This is a genomic window from Pseudoalteromonas sp. DY56-GL79, assembly GCF_041414765.1.
Taxonomy (GTDB): domain Bacteria; phylum Pseudomonadota; class Gammaproteobacteria; order Enterobacterales; family Alteromonadaceae; genus Pseudoalteromonas; species Pseudoalteromonas piscicida.
In genome coordinates this window covers 24,953-46,314 of the sequence record NZ_JANHZS010000022.1, presented here as the reverse complement: position 1 = coordinate 46,314, position 21,362 = coordinate 24,953, and the positions used below count along the sequence as shown (strand labels likewise).

The window sequence follows — 21,362 nt, the reverse complement described above, 5'->3', positions numbered from 1 at the left end:
AGCTAGATTAAATTGTTTTATATGTTAACCATGTTAATGTGTTGATAATTTATTTTTGTTGTTTTATCTTGTTTATTCCATAACACGGATTATTTCTAGGAACGCAAGATGAAACAACATGTAACCCTTTCTACCCTAATGATAGCCATGCTCGGCGGAATGTCTTTCGCAAGTTTTGCGGCAGACAAGGCTAGCCTTAATACCTACAGTTCACTTAAGCAGCTTGATAAATTTAACGCTGCATCAGTTCAAGTAGCTGATATAAAGAAGAAAATTGCGAAAAAATTAGCGCTATCACTTAATCACGTAGGCCCCCAAGTTCAAACTCAACTTAGCCAGTATCAGGATGCAGTTTCACTGGATCAGCTACAAGTTCAGGGGGCGACTAAGCAGCTCATGACAGAAGCGAACCAGTATACTCGTTCATTAAAAGGTCTGACTGACTATAGCTCTAATCTGTATCAGCTGCGTATTGCTTCTAGCGAAATGCTAACAAAGTGGCAACAAGGTGAAGCGCCATTAATTGCTTTTGCGCCTAAAGGTGATGATAAGCACTGGCAATATGTAGAGGCCTTTGATGAGCATGGCCAATTGCATTTACTTGACGCACATACAATGCCAGAGCGACCTGTGCTAATCGTTGAACTTGATAGTGACAAGGTAAAACAAGAAGGCATTCAGGTAATGAAGCAAGTGTTTGCCAAGCAAGGCTTAGCAATGCCATCAACAGCTGTGCAGAGCAACGATGATGCTGAACCGATTTCAACCAGTGTATTGAAGAAAATCAGACTAAATGACGATGAAGAGCCTTGGGTATCTGGGGCTGCGGAAGTTTACGGCATTGTAACAGGTGTCAACCCATCCCGAGATGAGCCCGTTCTGGATATTGTGGATATGCCATATTTGGACCACGATGGTACGGACTATACGCCTAATCAAATTATCATTCATTGGGAGCGATATCGTTGGCAAGCGGCAGATCTATTGCTGATGGAGCAAGACGACAATACTAACTATCAAGACTTAGCAACAACACTTTTGGATATTGTGACTCAAGTGATGCGCGCTATTCCTGATCCTAATGTTCAAGGTTATGCGATTATCCCGCAACTGACGAATCAATTGATCAAAGCGATGCCAAGCCATTGGTTTACTAACGATGATGACTACGTTGATGTGTTTTACACCTTGTTTGAAGGACAAACTTACAACGGGCATATGGGCGCAAGTGGTAATGCGAAAGTGACGATTGAGCCACTTACAATTAACCCTCGCTAAATATTAGCCAAAATGATGTTATTGAAAAAAGGCCAGTTACTGGCCTTTTTTATTTATAGTTACCAAATTGCTTCGACGAACTCTGGATGGTCTACAAATGGATTTCGGTTACCCTGAAATTCATAAGCTGCTTGGTTGCGCGCTTGCTCAAGGGCATCGACAGGATCTTCGTTATGCCATCTTTTTAGCATGTTGACGACCCAAGTTTCGAAGACTTGCTGCTGGGTGCCATTGAGTACCGCATTACTGTAGCTGGTATTATTTTGCCAATTTGCAATCACATCTTGATAACGCGTTGCCATATAGAAGTAGGCACGAGCAAAATCTCCTTTGAAACTATCAATAGGCTCAAATACGGTACCGCTGTAATTAATACCAGATGCAGAACCTAAGCGACTACCATTACTTGAGGTATAAGAAGCGCTTCCTACTTCACCAAATGGATAGTTACTGCGCTTTGAATTTACATAGCCATCGGAAGCAAAAATATGATGGATATCTGAATTCATCGGTTCTACTTGGCCACCAAACCAAGATTTAGGGAATGAGTGTTCACGATTATAGCAATCGCCCTCGCTGCTGTAACTGCCGCATTGTGAGCCAGTAGAGACATAAGTAACACTATCATTTGCCGTTGGCTTTTCAGAGTAGCGATCTAATATACTGTTATCTTTTTCAAAATAGCGGTCGCGCTCGTTCTGATCGATAAAACTCCAAATAGCAGAATAACCTTGTGATTGGTGATTACGAATAATCTGGTGTAACTCTGTTTTCAGTGCATAACCGCTAAGTCCAGCAGCTGAGGCATAGTAACCATCGCCTGAAGGGGGCGGTGTGGCTGTGCCAAGCGTAAAGGCATGCTCTTGACGATTGCTGAACTGGCCGCCGGAAGCGAGCGTTGTACCAGCGTGCGTTAAGGCATACTGGCCATTACCATTGGTGCAACAAATTCCGTCGCCATAGCTGTCTAAAATCGTAAACGTATAACTACCGTCGTTAAGGCATAGATTTTCGTTTACCGATTGATTATTGCTATAGCCACTACCACTAGCCACTATTGTGTTTGCTGTATTAGTGATTTGCCAGCTTGTTTCGCTACCATAATTATCGGTCATCAAAGCGAGAGTGACACTATTATTTTGACAGCTCTGAGGCGGCTCTGGTGTGGTAGAAGTTGGACCAAAGCCGTCAACGTAGACAGTTTCATTACCGTCAAAACCACTGCCATCGTAAAAACGTAAGCCAACGTTAATTGCTGTGGTTGCAGTTGCGGTGTAGGTATAGCTAAGTTGTTGCCACTGCCCGACATTGAACTGATCTGAATAGCCATGATAGCCATCCACCACTAATCGTGCTTTGACACCACCTTCCGTGTGATAGACCCAAGTGCTAAATTGATAGCTTTTACCAGCTTCAACGTTTACTTGCTGTTGTAAGTCTGTGCTACTTTGTGTAGCAGTGGTTACCTGTACCGCTGCGGCACGATTACCGTCTTTTATTGGTGTCGTAACCGAGCTAAGTGTGATGCCTGAGTCTATCGTCGTCCATCCACTAGGGACTTGACCGCTCCAGCTCTCAAAACTGCCATTTGTAACTTCTGCAACAGCGCTTAAGCTGAGTATTGAGCAATAAGAACTGAGTATTAGGTTTATATATTTCCCGTGTTTCATTTTTAGTCTCATTATTATGATTATCTGTATTATTGATTTGTCTGTGTATGACAGTTTGATTTTGCATCAAAACTGTTACGGCAATGTTAAACTTTTTGACGGTTAAATATCGAACTTCTTTTAATCTGTTTTCTTTGGACTTTTCAATCTTCAATAACTAAAAGGAATATAAAAGCAGATTCTATTCTTTTTGATCTCTCAATTTGCCACGTATGCTTCACGCTAATAAAAGTAGGCTACGCTGCGTGCGAGCCAGTTATGCAATGAGCAAGAAAAACCTTTTGGGTACGGGGATCCATGATGTTGTTAAGTCAACTTAATGCTGCAGCAAGTCCGCTGACACATGAACAACTGCAAAAACTACAAGGCTTAGTTGGAGAGTTAAATCCAATCCAACAGGCATGGGTAAGTGGCTATTTAGCTGCAACCGCAAATTCAGCTGCATTATCAGGTATTGCTGGACAAGCAACAGCGGGCGCTGACGAGTCTACACCTCTGACTATTTTATTTGGTTCACAAACTGGTAACGCAAAAGGGGTTGCAAACCAAATTAAAGCTCAGGCGGAAGCGCGTGGCTTGACGACTAAGTTGGTCAATATGGCTGACTACAAACCTGCCAACCTGAAGAAAGAGAAGTTCTTAGTGATTGCTGTCTCTACTTACGGTGAGGGTGAGCCACCAGAAGATGCAGAAGCATTGCATGAATTCTTAGGCGGTAAGAAGGCGCCTAAACTGGAAGGTGTAAAGCAAGCAGTGATTGGCCTTGGTGATTCAAGTTATGAATTCTTCTGCCAAACAGCAAAGGATTTTGAAGCGCGCTTGGCTGCCCTTGGTGCTGAAATTGTTGTGCCGCGTGCTGACTTAGATGTGGATTATGAAGCTGAAGCCGAGGCGTGGATCGCACAGGCGCTAGATGCGTTGGAGCCTGCGCTTAAAGCTCAGCAGCAAGCAGGTGGTGGTAACGTTATCAGCATGCCATTTGGTGCTCCTCAGGCTGCAGCGAGCCAATATACAAAGCAAAACCCATTCGCGGCCGAGCTGAGTGTGGTACAAAAGATCACTGGCAGAAACTCAAGTAAAGATGTGCGTCACATTGAAATTTCGCTTGAAGGTTCCGATATCACGTATCAGCCGGGTGATTCACTTGGCGTGTATTTTTTAAATGACCCACAAGAAGTGGCGGCGGTGATCGATGTCTTAAAACTCGACAACGCACAAACCGTAAAAATAGGTGAACTCACCGTTTCATTAGAAACGGCGTTGATTGAACATCTTGAGCTAACACAGTCGTATCCTGGCTTTGTTGAAAAGTATGCGATTGCGACTGGGAATGAGGAACTAAGCGCACTTGCAAACGATAAAGCGGCATTGCGTGCTTATATTGAAGAGCGCCAAATCTTCGATGTGATAAAGCAAAACCCTGCCAACATTGAGGCGCAAGCACTAGTTGATTGCTGTCGAAAATTACAAGCGCGCCTGTACTCTATCGCGTCAAGCCAAGCTGAGGTGGAAGAAGAGGTGCATTTAACCGTAGGTTTAGTTGAATTTGATACCTTTGGTGAAAAGCATTTTGGCGGCTGCTCAGGTTATTTAGCGAATCGTGCTGAAGAAGGCACGAAAGTGAAAGTATTCAGTGAGCACAACGATAACTTTAGATTACCTGTCGACAATGCTACACCTGTGATCATGGTTGGCCCAGGTACAGGTATCGCACCGTTCAGAGCCTTTTTGCAAGAGCGTGAGGCGCGTGATGCAGAGGGTGAAAACTGGCTGTTCTTTGGTAATCCACACTTTACAGAAGATTTCCTTTATCAAGTTGAAATTCAAAAGTATGTAAAGTCGGGCTTATTAACACATGTAGATTTGGCATTTAGTCGTGATCAGGCAGAAAAGATTTACGTGCAAGATAGACTGCGCGAGAAGGGCGAAGCTGTATTTGCATGGCTTGAAAAGGGCGCTCATTTTTATGTCTGTGGTGACGCTAGCAGAATGGCCAAAGATGTACACCAAGCACTTATCGACATCATTAAAACCCATGGAGGGAAAGATGATGAACAAGCTGAGCAATATCTTAAAGCATTGCGTAGCGCAAACCGTTATCAGAAAGACGTTTACTAACGCGTCTTGTTATACCGTCAGCCAATTTTAATGTAGGAAAGACAATGAGCAACTCTGAAATCAAACCGAATAGTAAGCTCGATGCAAACGCAAAGTTTTCTGATAATGAGCGTTTGAAGTCACAAAGTGCCCACTTACGTGGCACAATTTCAACGGATCTGACCGATCAACTAACCGGCGGCTTTACTGCGGATAACTTCCAATTGATCCGTTTCCACGGTATGTATCAGCAAGACGACCGCGATATCCGCCCAGAGCGTACTAAGCAACGCCTTGAGCCACTGCATAACGTGATGCTTCGTGCTCGTATGCCAGGCGGTATCATAAAACCACATCAGTGGCTGGCGATTGACGAGTTTGCAGCGGATAAAACCATGTATGGCAGCATTCGTCTGACAACGCGCCAAACTTTCCAGTTCCACGGTGTATTGAAGCCAAACATCAAAGGGATGCACCAACTGCTGAATAGCGTAGGTATCGATTCTATTGCGACGGCGGGGGATGTAAACCGCAACGTATTATGCACAACTAACCCGGTCGAGTCTGAGTTACACCAAGAAGCGTACGAGTGGGCGGCTAAAATTTCAGAGCACTTACTACCTAAAACCAAAGCTTACGCTGAAATCTGGTTGAACGGTGAAAAAACCGAGACAACGGCAGAGCCGATTTTGGGTGATACGTATCTACCACGTAAATTCAAAACCACCGTTACTATTCCTCCGAATAATGAAGTCGATGTGCATGCCAATGATCTCAACTTTGTTGCTATCGCAGATGAAGGCAAGCTAGTTGGCTTTAACGTGCTTGTGGGTGGTGGTTTGGCGATGACCCATGGTGACGTTAATACCTATCCACGTAAAGCAGATGACCTTGGCTTTATTCCGCTTGAGCATACACTTGCCGTTGCTGAGCATGTGGTTTCTGTGCAACGTGACTGGGGTAACCGAGTAAACCGTAAAAATGCAAAAACTAAATATACGCTAGATACATTTGGCACAGAGGCGTTTAAAGCGGAAGTTGAAAACCGTGCCGGTATGACGTTTGAGCCAAGCCGTCCTTATGAATTCACCCACCGTGGTGACCGCTTTGGTTGGGTTGAAGGTATTGATGGTAAGCATCACTTAACGGTGTTTATCGAAAATGGCCGTATTTTAGATTTCCCAGATAAACCACTTAAAACAGGTTGTCGCAAAATTGCAGAAATCCACAAAGGGGATTTCCGCATGACAGCAAACCAAAACTTAATTATTGCTGGAGTTGCAGCTGAGGATAAAGCACAAATCGAACAAATTGCCCGCGAGCATGGTTTGATAGATAGCGAGCATTCAGAGCAGCGTAAAAACTCGATGGCATGTGTATCGCTACCGACGTGTCCACTTGCGATGGCTGAGGCGGAGCGCTATTTACCTGAGCTTGTGACAAAGGTAGAAGGGTTGCTCGCCAAGCATGAGGTTGCTGAAGAGAATATTATCCTTCGTGTAGTTGGCTGTCCTAACGGCTGTGGCCGAGCGATGCTAGCTGAGGTTGGATTCGTGGGTAAAGGACCTGGCAAATACAATATGTATTTAGGTGGTAACCGTGCAGGTACTCGCATTCCTAAGTTGTATTTGGAGAATGTCGGCGAAGACGTCTTCCTGCCAGCGCTAGATGAGTTAATTGGTCAGTGGGTCAGTGAGCGCAGCGAAGATGAATGTTTTGGTGACTATGTCATCCGCAAAGAAATCGTTGCGGAAGTAAAAGTGTCAAAAACTGATTTCCACGCTTGATTTAGAACGGGCAGCTAGGCTGCCCATTGGATGAGAAAATGAGTGATTTTAAGCAAATATTGACTCTGGACAGCGCAACTCAGCAGATGCTACTCGCGGATGCTAATGTCCTACTGAGTGATAAAACTGCCGAGCAGAGAGTGGCTTGGGCACTGGAAAACTTACCGGATACTCACTTTTTGTCTTCTAGTTTCGGTATTCAAGCTGCGGTTATGTTACATCTTTTGACTCAGCAGCAGCCTGATATTCCCGTGGTACTTACTGATACGGGTTATTTGTTTCCTGAGACATATCAATTTATTGAATCACTGTCAGAGCGTTTGGCACTCAATCTTAAAATATACCGTGCTAAGCAGAGTCCTGCTTGGCAAGAAGCGGTGTATGGTAAGTTATGGGAGCAAGGCGAAGAAGGGATTAAAAAATACAATACCCTAAACAAAGTTGAGCCGATGACTCAAGCGTTACGTGAACTTAGCGCAGGTACTTGGTTCAGTGGCTTACGTCGTCAACAGTCTTCAACGCGTGCGGATAAGCCAATCGTTGAGCTCAGTCGCGGCACGGTCAAGTTTTACCCTATTATTGACTGGCATAATCGTGATGTGTATCAATATCTTACAAAGTTTGATTTGCCTTATCACCCACTCTGGGAACAAGGTTATGTTTCTATGGGGGATGTTCACACCACCCGTAAGCTTGAACCTGGTATGACAGAGGAAGAAACACGCTTCTTCGGTCTAAATCGTGAGTGTGGGTTGCATATTGATGGTGATGGTATTTAGATCCGCAATGTTCATTTAGTAGATTTGAGTGTGGCTGGTTTTTTGACTTGGAAAATCCCTGCGATCGGTCATACTTAGTCTATTATTTGTTCAAGGTCTTGGAGGTGGCTTTGATCTACTTTCCAAAGACGATGTTATTATTGCTACTTAGTTGTACCTTGTCTTTTGCTGGCCACGCTAATACAGCGGAAGAAAGCAAAACGTTTATCAACTTTGCAGTGCAGTATTATCCTCCCTTTATTATCGAACATGCCCAAGAGCAGGGTGTGCTTATTGATATTTTCGAGCTGTTTGCAGCACAATATCATTACCAACCAAATTACCCTGTTTATCCAGAAAAGCGTTCGTCTGTAGAAATCGAGCGAGGGAATGTTGATGTGCGGATGGAGTCTGAACATTGGTATCGTGGCACAATGCAAATGTGTTGGAGCGCGCCAATTTACACAATTGAAGATGTCTTTGTTACACACAAGCAGGCTGAACACTTTGATGTAAACGGCTTAAATGAGCATCTATTTTTAGGTCGATTTGGCTATACCTACCCTCAGTTAGAGCCGTATTTTGACAGTAATTTGCTGCAGCGCAAAGACTACTACTCAGAATTTGATATCTTGTCCGTGCTTGCGGGCGGAAGTGACAAAAGTCTTGCTTTTTCTATTGTTGGCGTACCAACACTGCGTTGGTTACAGCTGAAATATCCAGTATTAAAAAGTACCATCAGCGTGCGCGGCGTTTCGGATGTGGCACCGTTACAATTGCAGTTTGGTCGCACTCAAAGAGCGAAAAAATTGTGTGATGACTTCAATCGCTTTTATGCTGACTTTAAAAAAACGGAGCAATTTAAGCTGATACTGTTAAAGTATGGGCTCTAAGGAAAGTCAGAGTATGAAGATGAAAGCCGCAAGTTACTTGATGATTATGATAATGCTGGTGGCGTTAGCCAGTTTGTTTGTATTGAAGCGCCCTGATGGAAAGCCATGGTTAAATGTAAATTCGTTGACCAACAAGGTTGAGCAGCAGGTAACAGAATTAACGTATCAAGGTGTGACAGCGCTTGATAAAGTGAAAACGCACACGAAGGAGCTTGTGAGTGACGATACTCAACAACCTACATCAGGTGTACAAGTGTATCGTTGGCAGGACGCCAAAGGACAATGGCACTACTCTGATAAACCCAATCCAAACGGCGAGTCGCAGCACTATCAATTAGACGAGCGCAAAATTACCGTGATAGCAGCCGAAGACACGAGCATTCTGAATAAACAGCCAGAGCAAGCCGTAAGTAAAGAAGCTGCTTCGGCATTACCAACGGCATTAAATCCAAAAGCGGTAAAACAGGTGATGGAAGATGCGAAAAACATCCAACAGCTGATGGATGATAGAACGAAACAGCTTGAAAAGGCGCTGGAGGAAAACCAGCGTTAAAGTCGTTGTTCAATATATTCTGCAATGGCGAGGCTTGCGGTCAATCCCGGTGACTCAATCGCCATTAAGTTAACAAAGCCTGATATTCCATGGGTTGCCTCGAACTGAATTACAAAGTCGCTTTGCTTTTCTTTGCTTAATTTAGGTCTTATCCCAGTGTAATCCGCTGTGAGCCTACTCTCATCCAAAGTTGGCCAGTATCGCTTTATTGCCGCGACAAAGCGCGCTTTTTGGGAGTCATCAAACTGATAATCAATGTTTTCAATATAGTCGGTATCAGGGCCAAACTTGAGTTGCCCAGCTAAATCTAATGTCGCGTGTACGCCCAATCCATGCGTGTTAGGTAGAGGGTAGATGAGCTGTTGAAAAGGGTGCTTACCTTGATAGCGATAGTAACGGCCACGACAATAATAGGCGATGGCTTTGTTGCTATCACCGGTAATTTTATTGAGCACATCGGGGGCGTTCAGCCCAGCGCTGTTTATCAGCTGGCTACAGCCCATTTCGAACTGCTCGCCATTGCAGCGCAACGCAACAATAAAATCACTGTCTAATTGCTGTGCGTGCATAAACTCACTTTGCGTCGCAACAATCCCCCCATTACTTTCAATCTCAGCGATGAGTGACAGCATAAATTGGTGACTGTCTAAAATACCGGTGGAGGGAGAGAATAGTGCGCTATGTATTTTCAAATGGCTGAGCTGTTGAACGATGGTCTTGGATGAAGCAAAGTCAATATCCGTGACAGAGTTAGCATGGGCACGAGTCTTTATTTGTTCTAGGCTTTGCGCTTCCTCTGCGTTTGTCGCAACAATGAATTTACCGAGTCGATGAAAGGGGATGTTTAGCTGTTCACAGTGTGTGTAAAGGAGTGCTTTTCCTCGAACGCAGAGCTGGTGCTTTAAGCTACCATAAGGATAGTAAATGCCCGCATGGATCACTTCACTATTACGGCTACTTGTATGCTCACCAACACGAGATTCTTTATCGATAACAATAACGCTGCGGCTATGGCTGAGTTTTGCTGCTATTGCTAAGCCTACAACGCCAGCGCCAATAATTAGAGTGTCGACCTTTTCCACAAACTGAGTACCTTCATAAACCTAGACGCTCAGGGTGCAGTAAAACCAACCCAATATCAAGCTGGTATACGCTAATCTCGGTGCTCTCGACGCATTAGTAAAATGGTCAGATATATTTTAGTCGGTAAAGAACAAATGAGACCGAGCGCGACACAGCTCGCACCAATTATAAAACCGCTCGGACCGAGATCATTCAACCAGTCGCTCGTTAACATGGTGTGGCCCGTAAAAATTAAAATCAATCCCGCTACGATGAGCATATGCAGAGGCCAAAGCTTTTGAGTTGACACAGTACCACCTCACTATTTTGCGTGTTGCAATAATGATGAGGTGGTTTTGCGTTTTTGTAGTTGTGATAGATCAAGTTTTAGCGTGATACTACGGCGGCGGTCATTCGGGAAATACAGCATAGTTCATTGCGACTGTTAGTGATGCGGATCTCCCATACAGATGAACGTTTACCGAGATGTACAGGTTTAGCAATAGCTGTGAGTATGCCTGTTCTTGATGCTTTTAAGTGATTAGCATTGATCTCCTGCCCTACACAGTAGAATTGTTCGGTATCTACAACAAAGTTTGCTGCGTAACTTGCAACGGTTTCCGCTAAAGCAACGTTTGCGCCGCCATGGACCATACCCATAGGGTTATGGTGTTCAGGAATGGCTGGCATAGTAGCAACTAAGTAGTCGTCACCCACCTCGCTGATTTCTATCCCTAACGTTTTCATGAGCGTACCTTTACCCGTCATGCCGTCTTCCAGCTTTTTGCACAACTCTACACTTACGGGTTTGAACCAGATTGCCATGCTTGTCTCTCTTTTGAATACATATGCTTACATTTTTTTACTATGGCGATTTTTTTTCATAGTTACAATCGTTTCATTAACATAAAGGGGAAAGTATGAAAGCATTATCGCTGATAGGACTGTTATTTTATTCAGGCTTCAGTATAGCCAACTCTCATGAAGTAAGTGTTGGCTTCGGAGAGTTTTTAGAGATTGAGGATGGATTCTTAGGTGTTCAGTATCGACACTATCTTACTGAGTTAAAGAATGATGGCACACCCTATGGTTTACAGGGGTACCTGCAAAAGAGTAACAACTTCTCTGTAGGTGGTTTTAAAAATGATGATTGGCACCTTTACCAAGCCGATGCTGAATTCTTTATTGGGCGAGACTGGCGAGTTGCTGTAGATGTAACCCAATTTAGAGATGACTCTGCACTTTTTACTGCGACGCGAGATACGATAGCGCTGGTCCAAGTGGGACGTTTTGTTAGTGATAATATGCAGCTTGGGGTTACGCTCATCGGTGAGCGCTCAGAATTTGATAACTACGGAGTGGATGAACGAGATACAGAAACGGCAATTGCGCCATTTTTTCGTTATACAGAGATTGATAATGGCGTTGGATGGGATGTAAAAATGCAAAAAGTCGCAGCAGACATCGACTTTTGGCAGATCCATGCTGGCTATTATTTGGCTAAGAATTGGCAGATATCTGCATCAGCTCGATTACGAGAAGATGATTTTGATCAATCGGTAGTGGAGTTACAGACTGATTATTGGTTTAGTTCACAATCGGCGCTGAAGTTTGGAATTGGCAGTGCGTTTGATGATGGTGGCATCAATACCATTACGCTGATTTACACTCGCAGGTTCTAAAAAAGACGGCCGGTGCCGTCTTTTCCATTAAAGTATTGCCAAAAGAGGCCTATAGCATTTGTCTTAAGACGTACTGTAAAATTCCCCCATGTTGGTAGTACTCCCACTCTTTAGGGGTATCGATCCGGATATCCGCCGAAAACTTGATTTCTTTGCCATCCGCATTCGTTGCCGTGACTATCACTTCGGTTGATGTGTCGTATATCCCTTCAATTTCAAACTCTTCTTCGCCAGTTAATCCTAGCTCTTCGTGGCCATCATCTGGTTTAAATTGTAGCGGCAACACTCCCATACCAATGAGGTTCGAACGGTGAATACGTTCGTAGCTTTTAGCAAGTACGGCCTTAATCCCAAGTAGTAAAGACCCTTTAGCGGCCCAGTCTCGTGATGAGCCCGTGCCGTACTCACTGCCCGCGAGTACAACGAGTGGCGTATTGCGCTGCTGATATTGCTCTGCCGCATCGAAAATATTCATAAGTTCGCCCTCAGGTAACAGGCGAGTAATACCACCCTCGGTACCTGGAGCCAATTGATTGCGTAAGCGTACGTTTGCAAACGTACCTCGCATCATGATTTCGTGGTTACCACGACGCGAACCATAAGAGTTAAAATCAGCTTGCTTCACTCCTTGCGCTTGTAAATACTCCCCAGCTGGTGCCGAAGCTTTAATATTACCCGCTGGAGAAATGTGGTCAGTCGTCACTGAGTCGCCCAGTTTAGCGAGACAGCGTGCGCCTTTGATACTTGGGATCCCTGGTGGCTCTTTACTCATATCATCAAAGAAAGGGGCTTTTCGAATATAAGTAGAGCTATCTTGCCAATCATAGCGCTCACTCTGATTTACCGCGATTTGTTGCCAATGTTGGTCGCCTTGGTAAACGTCTGCATAGTTCTTCTCAAACATGGCTTGTGTGACTGTCTGAGACACAAGTTCACTGACTTCAGAGACCGATGGCCAAATGTCTTTTAAAAACACATCTTGGCCATCATCGGTTTGGCACAATGGCTCATTGTAGACATCGATATCAGTGCGACCTGCAAGCGCATACGCAACGACAAGTGGCGGCGAGGCGAGGAAGTTCATTTTTACATCTTGGTGGATCCGCCCCTCAAAGTTGCGGTTTCCTGATAAGATGGAACTGACAACCAGCTGATGTTTAACGATGGCTTCATTAATTTCTTTTGGTAAGGGACCTGAATTGCCGATACAAGTCGTACAGCCATAGCCCACTAAATCAAAACCCAGCTCTGCAAGTGGTTCCAATAGGTCGGCTTGTTTTAGGTAATCGGTAACTACTTTTGAGCCAGGAGCCAATGAGGTTTTCACCCAGGGCTTAGGTTTTAAGCCAAGTGCCTTGGCTTTTTGTGCAACAAGGCCTGCGGCAAGAATAACACTTGGATTAGAGGTGTTTGTGCAACTTGTGATAGCGGCAATAACACAGGCGCCATCGACCAATTCAAACTCTTGATCTTTAAATTTAACCTTACCGACGCCAAGCGTTGCGGGCTCATCTTGATCGACTCGAGAAGTCCCGCCTTCACCAACAGTACGAGCTTCATCTTGATCTGACACGGCATTTTTTTCACTGCGCTCATGTTGGAATTCACCCAAATGGGCTTGAATTGTTTTGCCTGCGTCATTGAGAGGAATTCTATCTTGTGGGCGCTTAGGACCTGCAAGACTAGGAACCACTGTCGCTAAGTCTAGTGTTAATACGTCGGTGTAAAGTGGTTCATCTCCAGGTTCTCGCCACATGCCTTGATGCTTGGCATAACCTTCGATTAATGCAATTTTTTCTTCATCACGATTGGTTAGTCGTAGATACTCCAAGGTTTCGTTATCAATGGGGAAGATACCGCAGGTTGCCCCGTATTCAGGTGCCATGTTGGCGATAGTGGCACGATCGGCAAGTGGTAAGTCAGCTAAACCATCCCCAAAGAATTCGACAAACTTACCCACTACGCCGTGTTCACGTAGCATTTGTGTCACGGTGAGTACCAGATCGGTTGCGGTTGTGCCTTCAGGCAACTGTCCTTCAAGTTTAAAACCAACGACCTGAGGAATGAGCAGTGAAATTGGCTGACCAAGCATAGCGGCTTCGGCCTCGATACCGCCTACGCCCCAACCTAAAATGCCAAGGCCGTTGATCATTGTTGTATGAGAGTCAGTACCCACTAATGTATCAGGGTAGGCGAATGGCATACCATCGATTTCTTTTTCGAATACGACACGTGCTAAATACTCTAGGTTAACTTGGTGCACGATCCCGGTTGCGGGTGGCACCACTTTTAGATTGTCAAACGCGCCTTGCCCCCAGCGCAAAAATTCATAGCGCTCTTTGTTGCGTTGGTATTCTAACTTAGCATTAAGATCAAAGGCGCCATCGTGACCATATTCGTCTACTTGTACTGAGTGGTCTATGACCATTTCAGCGGGTGATAAAGGGTTGATTTTGTTGGGATCACCACCGAGTTTTGCCATGGCATCACGCATTGCTGCAAGGTCCACGATAGCTGGTACGCCTGTAAAATCTTGCATCACGACGCGCGCGGGCGTGAAAGCAACTTCTTTACTTGGTTTATCTTCCGGCTTCCAGTTGAGTAAGGCATCGATGTCTTGAGCAGTCACGTTTTTGCCATCTTCATGACGCAGTAAATTTTCTAATAAAATTTTAAGCGAAAACGGTAATCTTCTTGCCCTATCGCTTAAAGCTGGAAGTGAGTGAATATGGACCTGACGCTCGCCGACGGTAAGCTGAGTCAGGGTGTTATATGAATTATTCATGCTTGACCCTTTCCTTATACCAACTGCACTTAAGATTTGCTCTATATAAGAGGGAAGTAGAGCATCCAATTAAATGAATTGGTTTTGTTCTAAAAATGCAAAACAAGGTGCATAGAATGTACCAGTTGCAGACTTGCCGTTTTTTTGTACTGCTATAGTCCTAGTGTTGATTGGGGACTTTTTCAAGGGGGAAGTGCACTTTCGCGAGGCATCGGTGCACTAAAAAGGTGAGCATTTTTGTAATTAAATACGTCAGCGTCTGGGGTTGCTAGCCAAAGGAAATGGGTTTTCGGCCTGTATTTTTGTCCACTTGTGTGTAAGATTTTCCTGACTTTTGTCGTTTTTTCTTACTCGGCGTTGGTGCTGTTTCGGCGCGTGGAGTGGCAACTGCTCGCGGTTGCGGCGTAGCATCAGGTGCTAAGGTTAAATGAAATTCATCACCATCAAAATGCAAAATATCGCCTGAATAAATCTTTTTACGTTTTTGTGTACATATTTCATCGTTGACTGCTACATAACCTTCAGTGATCAATAACTTAGCATGTCCGCCTGTTTCTGCTAAGTCGAGCACTTTCAAAAGGTTACACAATTCTATCGGCTCTTCTTCGAGCTCAATTTCAATAAACCCATCTTGCATTTTAATAACCTCAACGTGCCGTATTTACCTAACACAGCCAGTGTCTTATTGCCTTATACGACAGTATATAAAATTACTATGGTGAATGACGAAACTTTTTCGTTAAATCCGAGGTCTTTAACATTATTGAAGCATTTGGTGTGTATCTTGCAAGCCGACCACGCGATTTGTTTTTATCAGTATTTTATGGAGGCAACGATGGGTATTCGCACAGCATTAAGAAAAGAGCTTATGAACGTTGATAAGACTGATCTAATGACCGCGGATGATGTACGTCACTATGTCAATGAATCTCTCACGCAAGCCACGGATAAGCTTTCTGTCATCTCTCGATTTAATGAGCATCATAGTCAGGTGCAAGCCGGGCTGCCAAGTCAGGAGCGGCATCTACGTCATCAACAGCATCGATTGTTTAAAGATATTCTCTACCCAAAAGCTTCTGTTGAAAATTGGTTGTCTAGGTGTTAATTTGAAGTATTAATAAGACTGAGGTAGAAGTGTACTTCCCAGATTAGGTGCCCTTCAAACCGAGGCGTAACACCAAGGATGACAATGCAACGTATTTTCGCAATTGCTACTTTACTGTTGAGTGGCTGTAGCACCCAAACCTTACATATCTTTGAATCTGGTCTCGATGAAGGTACTAGAGCTAACTTAGTTCAAGCGTTAGAAAAGCGAGATATTCATTATCGTTTTACCGAGCTTCCCGTACCGCTACAATATGAGAGCGCACAATTAAATATTCCACCGATGACTTCAGGCGACAAGTGGCTTAGGGATATCGAATATGTGGTGAAAAAGATTGGTTTTGATACGCTGACAATTTCAGAATTTAATATGGAAGGGCACCGTTATACACCGAATAACGCGGGGTTGTATCTGGTGCAAAACAGAGCTGCTCAAGCATTGCCAGATCTATTGTTTGCCCACCAATGTAAAGATGATTCTATCCAATTGCAGCTGAAACCCAATGGTCATTGGCTGCAGGTTGGCACTGAGTATCGGGGGCGTTGGATCTATAAAAGTAATTCTCTTACGCTCACGTGGCATGAGAAGCCTGAGCAGCACCCCTACCAGCAAGTGTATGCCGAGCGTGAACATACAGTGCAGACATTACAGGGGCCCAAGCCTGCAAAAACATTTACCCGCCAGCAGCTTTTCGATGGACCAGTGCCGGTCTTTAACTGTGACTTACAAGTGATCTTTGCTGAGTGAGTTGATAACTCGCTGGGCTCGTGACACTTGCTGCAGGCCGAGTTTCACCTGTTTCGTGGCGGGGGAAAACGGAGCCGGAGACGTTTGCGAGCTCTGGATCACAGGATATTCATGAAGCAAATTAGCATACATGGACTGAGTACTCGGTTTCAGCAAGAAATCAATAAATAGCTCGGCATTGTGTGCATTGGGTGAGTGCTTTGCTATCGCAACCGTGGTGGTAGAAATAGGCGTTTTTCCTGAGTGCATTTTCAGAAAGTGGATCTCTAGCTGTTCGGCAAGTGCCTTATCGCGCTTATTTTCGGAGTGCTGCATCATGCTCCAATAATAGTGATTCGCCAGCGCAAATTCACATTGGCCTTGTGCAAGCGCTCGCAGTTGATCTCTATCTCCTCCCACAGGGCGTTTTGCTAATAGCGTATTAGCGTGGTTGAGCCACGAGGAGTCATTGCTATTCGAAGAAGCATAGAGGCTCGATGCTAACGTCAAATTATAACTATGAGACCACTGGCGAATGCAAAACTTACCCTTGTAAAGCGTTTTATCTAAATCCGAAAAGTGCACGGGCAAGGGTGTAGAAACGCCTTTTTTACGGAATAATGCGCGTGTTCTTATCGAAACACTGATCCACCGCTTATCATCATCCTTGAGCTCATGATTTACTGCTTGCCAATTTGTGATCTTATCGATAGGACGCAGTAGTGCTTTGTAATCATGCAACTGAATTAGATCGGAGGTGAGCAACACATCGGCCTTTGAGTCGGCGCCATCGCTTTTGAGACGCTCAAGCAGTTGTGCTGATTTACCATTTACTAGGTTTACGGTGATCCCAGTCTCTTTTTCAAATGCTTGGAGGACAGGTTGAATTAATTCATATTTTCTAAATGAATAGACGTTTACTTGCGAGGTGTGGGGCTGCTTCGCAACCGCTTGACCAAAATGTACCCAAAAGAGCAAAAAAAGGAAAAGTTTACTTTTATTCATTGCAAATAAGAATTATTATCGAATGGGTGTAGCATACAATGTTCGATGAAGATGTCCAGAATTAAACGACGCGTTTTTACAAATGCCATTCTCCAGAGTGCTCAACAGGTTGTTAAGCGAAGGCTTCCTGTTTTGGGGTTGATATTGTTGTTCGCCTGTTTTATATATGTTGGCTTGATAGCGAATGTTTACTACCAAAACCAATCAGAAAGCAAAAGTGCGCAGGAATTGACACGATTAGAATACATACTGGATAGTAAGTTGCAACACGTTGCTCACCTACTGTATTCGATAGACGCCTACCTCAACACCCATCAAGATGCAGACTTTTATGAGATAGCGCAGTCACAACTTACCACGGCGAATTTAGGGTTGAGTATGGAAACATACGCAGTGGTTTCACCTGAACAATTCTCCATATTAGAGAAAGTGCAGCGAGAAAGAGGCTATTTTGACTTTAAAGTTAGAGGCAATCTAGATAAGCAGGCTAACCAATGGTTGGTGGTTACCCGTGCAGCACCTGTGTCTGAAGTTGGTCAGACCGTCGGGCAGGCGGAGGTACTTGAGAGAGATATTTTTGCAGAGCGGGATGAGAATGACTTAACGACCTATGTCTGGCCAAATAGGCAAAAACTCAGTGTATTGATTGAACAACCGCGTTTTGGAGAGTTTAAAACGCTACTGGGATTAAGTTTTGAGTTACCTTTTTTATTGGATTCACTATTTGGCCAATTATATCAGCAGCGTAAGCAACACTTATTGGTCTCTTCAAAAAATGAAATTATTTATAGCTCCGATTGGCAAAAACGCTTCGACCTTCAGAATTTAACGCCAAGTGCGGTACACACCATTAATTTTTATGGTTTGCCCATTACCATGCAGTTGTATGACGAGGCGTGTTTACATCCAAGTTGGTTAAATAACCATAGCGTACTGATTGTACTGTTTTTAGGTATTTTGGCCACCTGTATTTTATTGGTGTGGCTCCAGCTAAGGCAACTGAAAAACCGCAATGACACCGTCAATAATTTAGTTGTTGAAAGAACAAAAAGCCTAGAGGTGTCTAATCACAGATTACAAGTCGAATCTAATAAGCGGTTAGGGGCTTTGCAGCAACAGGTCGCTGCAGAGCGTAAGTATAAAAGTTTATTCGTTAATAGCCATGAAGGTTTATTTGTACTAGACCGCCTAGGCTACATCATTGACTCCAACCCCGCTTTCAATGCGTTACTTTTTGGTGGGCGTATTCCTTCGCCAAATACAGACTTTAGTGCGCTTATGCAAGACGCTGAGTGTCATGAGCAGTGGAACCAGATTGTTGCCACTAAGCAAGCTCACCAAGAAATGGAGTGGTTAGCAAAAGCAGAATCAGGAGAGCATATCTGGCTTAGGCATTCTGGGCATTGGCTGCATCAACCGGATAGTTGCTTGTATGAGGGGAGAGTGACGGACATTACTCAGGCTAAACTGTTCCAAGAACAATTGCGATATAAAGCCCAACATGACAGCTTGACCGATCTGCTAAATCGTCAGAGCTTTGTGTCTTTGGTTGATAAGCTCCGTGAGCGTAAACGCGCCAAGTTTACTTTGCTATATATTGACTTAGACCGCTTTAAGCTAATAAACGATACCTTAGGCCATCAAGCCGGAGATAAGCTGCTTATTGAATTTGCAACAAGAATGCGTATGCTGCTTAGTAGCTATGCCGATATTGCCCGGCTTGGCGGTGATGAATTCGCCGTCCTTATTTACGATGAGCATCTACATGAACCAATTGAGGGGGGGCTTGAAGATATTCTTGCGCGGATCCGAGCGCCATTTCTGTATCAGGGTAACAGCCACTGTGTAAGTGGTAGCGTTGGCGTACGTCACTTTACCGTTCCGTGCCTACATTGCGATGCTGAGAAGCTATTACATGATGCGGATATTGCAATGTATGAGGCAAAGAAGCGAGGTAAGAATACTTATCATATATTCACGAATGCTATCGCTTGCGAAGCAGGTCGAAAGATCCAGATTGAGCAAGCGCTACAGGCAATAGTGATGTCTCGCGAACTAAGCCTGAATTTGCAACCCGTTTATTGTCAAAAAGGGCAGAATTTAAAAGGGTTCGAAGCGCTACTACGCTGGAATAGCCCAACGCTCGGAGAAGTAAGTCCTGCGGAATTTATTCCCATTGCAGAACAATGCGCGAAGATTTCAGAGCTTGGTCGCTGGGTATTTGATCAGGCGCTTAATTTTATCAATGTCGTAGGAGACAGCACCCTTTTTGTTGCGGTTAATGTTTCTCCGTTGCAACTCCAGTCGCAGGAATTTATCGATTGGTTAGTGTCTCGCTGTGAGGATGAAAATGTTGCGATGAAACAAATTAAGCTTGAGTTGACAGAATCCGCCATGATGGCAGAGGAAAACATGCTTATAGGGCCGCTGGAACAACTTCATCAAGCGGGATTTGGCATCTATATTGATGACTTTGGCACAGGTTATAGCAGCCTTGCCCGGCTCAATCACCTTCCCGTAGATGGCATTAAAATAGATAGAGCTTTTATGTCCGGCATTGAGCTGGGCGGTAAGGCGACGCAACTCATTGAAGCGATTTGTGCGATTGCGCACAGTTTTAACCTTGTCGTGACAGCCGAGGGTATTGAAACAGCAGCGCAGCTTGATACGTTATCAAGGCTTTATTGTCATCAAACACAAGGCTATTTTATGTCGAAGCCGCTTGTTGTGGCAGAAGCTAAACGCCTCGCTTTGCCGAACAAAAAAGTGCATCAGTTATTTGCTTAGCTAAATAACCTGAGCTGTGGATAATTAATGCCTTTCTAGCAGCCAGTTTTAGTGCTAACTGCGTTGAATTCACTTCCAATAGCCAGCTATTGGCGCGTAAATTCGCCTTGTTTTCCCTAAAACTCTCTGGCTAGACAAGGAAAAACTAAGTTGTGCTTTAGCAACAATGAGTTGGAACATTCCTTATCCAAACCTCAGGTTAAATAAATAACCAGAGGTTTGGATAACAAAGTGACATCTTGTTATGTGATAGAAATAATGGCTGAAAAAGTAAAAATACCTATTGACCTTAACATGGGTTGAGGTTTTAACCTGCCTCCATCAACTTTAGGAGTCAGTCATGGAATTAGAAGCGAATATCAATCAATATCTTAGCAGCTTATCGTTACAGCACTTTGCTGGGATTGAGCTAGTCACTGAGTTACAACAAAAACACCTTTCTCGCTACGCCTTCTCAAGTATTAATGCCATGTATGGTGAGCGTCTGTTGCTTGACCCATTACCACTATTTAGCCGTTTAGTGACCAACAAACAAGGTGGCTACTGCTTTGAGCATAACAAGGTGGCATTTTTAGCGCTGCAACAGCTTGGGTTTACAGTAAGGCCGGTTCTTGCGAGAGTAATGCTAAATGGTAGCTCCTCCAATCCTCGTTCTCACCGGATGACATTGCTTAATTTGGATGGTGAGCAGTACTTGGTTGATGTAGGATTTGGAGTGAAGTCGCCTCGTGTACCGATTAACATTAATCAGGCCTTAACTATCCAAGGTCGGCAGACTTATCAGGTACAAAAGACAGCAGACACAGTCAAAGTGACTCTGTTAGAGGAAGGAGAAGCACCGCTTACTTTATATCATGTCGACCTTGCTGAAGTGTTCGAATCCGATTGTGAAGTGGCACACTTTTATTCCCATCAACATCCTGAAGCGGCGTTTGTGAATAACTTAGTGGTCTCTCGAATTACAGATTGCCACCGTTATTTAATGCGTAATCAGAGTTATTTCGAATGGCATGAATGCGATGGCAGTGTTACTGAAACTAAAGTGGAGAGCTTTGCTCAGCTAGAGCAGTTAGTAAAAGAGACATTTTTGCTTGAAACGCCAAGAGCAGTTTTAAAAAGCGTATACGATAAAGTCCTAACTCGCGCCGCAAATAAACCAGTCGAGCGTTAATTC

18 protein-coding genes are annotated in these 21,362 nt (G+C 44.2%); 11 read left to right on the top strand and 7 right to left on the bottom strand.

What is annotated here, in order from left to right; translation table 11 throughout:
* Positions 1-108 precede the first annotated feature (108 nt).
* On the top strand, positions 109-1,278 hold the full coding sequence (locus NO992_RS16280) for a DUF3103 family protein (RefSeq protein WP_371378971.1): 1,170 nt from the start codon (positions 109-111) through the stop codon (positions 1,276-1,278).
* Between the two features lie 59 nt (positions 1,279-1,337).
* Here NO992_RS16280 and NO992_RS16275 read toward each other — a convergent pair whose 3' ends face one another.
* Positions 1,338-2,948 (bottom strand): endonuclease, encoded by a 1,611-nt coding sequence (locus NO992_RS16275; RefSeq protein ID WP_371378968.1) that lies wholly within the window; start codon positions 2,946-2,948, stop codon positions 1,338-1,340.
* A 300-nt stretch (positions 2,949-3,248) separates the two neighbouring features.
* Between NO992_RS16275 and NO992_RS16270 the strand changes: the two genes are divergently transcribed.
* The 5 genes from NO992_RS16270 to NO992_RS16250 all read left to right on the top strand — a co-directional run bounded on the left by NO992_RS16270 (position 3,249) and on the right by NO992_RS16250 (position 9,036).
* Positions 3,249-5,066: an assimilatory sulfite reductase (NADPH) flavoprotein subunit gene (locus NO992_RS16270; RefSeq protein WP_371379074.1), complete on the top strand. Its 1,818-nt coding sequence runs from the start codon at positions 3,249-3,251 to the stop codon at positions 5,064-5,066.
* 44 nt (positions 5,067-5,110) lie between these two features.
* A complete protein-coding gene (cysI, locus tag NO992_RS16265) occupies positions 5,111-6,832 on the top strand; it encodes an assimilatory sulfite reductase (NADPH) hemoprotein subunit (RefSeq protein ID WP_017219201.1) in 1,722 nt (573 codons plus the stop codon).
* A 38-nt stretch (positions 6,833-6,870) separates the two neighbouring features.
* The gene (locus NO992_RS16260) at positions 6,871-7,611 is read left to right on the top strand and encodes a phosphoadenylyl-sulfate reductase (RefSeq protein WP_253106418.1); all 741 of its coding nucleotides are present in this window, start codon (positions 6,871-6,873) and stop codon (positions 7,609-7,611) included.
* 104 nt (positions 7,612-7,715) lie between these two features.
* Positions 7,716-8,483: an amino acid ABC transporter substrate-binding protein gene (locus NO992_RS16255; RefSeq protein ID WP_371378965.1), complete on the top strand. Its 768-nt coding sequence runs from the start codon at positions 7,716-7,718 to the stop codon at positions 8,481-8,483.
* A 13-nt stretch (positions 8,484-8,496) separates the two neighbouring features.
* Positions 8,497-9,036: a DUF4124 domain-containing protein gene (locus NO992_RS16250; protein ID WP_010376260.1), complete on the top strand. Its 540-nt coding sequence runs from the start codon at positions 8,497-8,499 to the stop codon at positions 9,034-9,036.
* On the opposite strand, the gene NO992_RS16245 is transcribed toward NO992_RS16250, so the two are convergent.
* From NO992_RS16245 to NO992_RS16235, 3 genes are all read right to left on the bottom strand, one after another.
* A complete protein-coding gene (locus NO992_RS16245; protein ID WP_371378958.1) occupies positions 9,033-10,118 on the bottom strand; it encodes an NAD(P)/FAD-dependent oxidoreductase in 1,086 nt (361 codons plus the stop codon). The two genes, NO992_RS16250 and NO992_RS16245, sit on opposite strands and share 4 nt — an antisense overlap.
* Positions 10,119-10,189: 71 nt before the next feature.
* Positions 10,190-10,408, bottom strand: a complete 219-nt coding sequence (locus tag NO992_RS16240) for a hypothetical protein (RefSeq protein WP_010376257.1) — start codon at positions 10,406-10,408, stop codon at positions 10,190-10,192.
* A gap of 77 nt (positions 10,409-10,485) precedes the next feature.
* On the bottom strand, positions 10,486-10,923 hold the full coding sequence (locus tag NO992_RS16235) for a PaaI family thioesterase (RefSeq protein ID WP_010376255.1): 438 nt from the start codon (positions 10,921-10,923) through the stop codon (positions 10,486-10,488).
* 95 nt (positions 10,924-11,018) lie between these two features.
* Here NO992_RS16235 and NO992_RS16230 point away from each other — a divergent pair, with 95 nt between their 5' ends.
* Complete coding sequence (locus NO992_RS16230) at positions 11,019-11,780, top strand: hypothetical protein (RefSeq protein ID WP_017219205.1); 762 nt, start codon at positions 11,019-11,021, stop codon at positions 11,778-11,780.
* A gap of 49 nt (positions 11,781-11,829) precedes the next feature.
* On the opposite strand, the gene acnA is transcribed toward NO992_RS16230, so the two are convergent.
* Together acnA and NO992_RS16220 are read right to left on the bottom strand one after the other, a co-directional pair.
* Complete coding sequence (gene acnA, locus NO992_RS16225; RefSeq protein ID WP_371378953.1) at positions 11,830-14,565, bottom strand: aconitate hydratase AcnA; 2,736 nt, start codon at positions 14,563-14,565, stop codon at positions 11,830-11,832.
* Positions 14,566-14,833: 268 nt separating this feature from the next.
* On the bottom strand, positions 14,834-15,202 hold the full coding sequence (locus NO992_RS16220) for an RNA-binding S4 domain-containing protein (protein ID WP_045962213.1): 369 nt from the start codon (positions 15,200-15,202) through the stop codon (positions 14,834-14,836).
* Positions 15,203-15,400: 198 nt separating this feature from the next.
* Here NO992_RS16220 and NO992_RS16215 point away from each other — a divergent pair, with 198 nt between their 5' ends.
* Together NO992_RS16215 and NO992_RS16210 are read left to right on the top strand one after the other, a co-directional pair.
* Positions 15,401-15,670 (top strand): hypothetical protein, encoded by a 270-nt coding sequence (locus NO992_RS16215; protein ID WP_371378949.1) that lies wholly within the window; start codon positions 15,401-15,403, stop codon positions 15,668-15,670.
* Between the two features lie 84 nt (positions 15,671-15,754).
* Entirely contained in the window at positions 15,755-16,417 is a 663-nt protein-coding gene (locus tag NO992_RS16210; protein WP_253106428.1) for a hypothetical protein, read from the top strand.
* Here the strand turns inward: NO992_RS16210 and NO992_RS16205 are convergent.
* A complete protein-coding gene (locus NO992_RS16205; RefSeq protein ID WP_371378945.1) occupies positions 16,394-17,374 on the bottom strand; it encodes an extracellular solute-binding protein in 981 nt (326 codons plus the stop codon). The two genes, NO992_RS16210 and NO992_RS16205, sit on opposite strands and share 24 nt — an antisense overlap.
* Before the next feature lie 255 nt (positions 17,375-17,629).
* On the opposite strand from NO992_RS16205, the gene NO992_RS16200 reads away from it, so the two are divergent.
* Complete coding sequence (locus NO992_RS16200) at positions 17,630-20,188, top strand: putative bifunctional diguanylate cyclase/phosphodiesterase (RefSeq protein ID WP_371378942.1); 2,559 nt, start codon at positions 17,630-17,632, stop codon at positions 20,186-20,188.
* Between the two features lie 340 nt (positions 20,189-20,528).
* A complete protein-coding gene (locus NO992_RS16195; protein ID WP_371378939.1) occupies positions 20,529-21,359 on the top strand; it encodes an arylamine N-acetyltransferase in 831 nt (276 codons plus the stop codon).
* Positions 21,360-21,362: the final 3 nt, after the last annotated feature.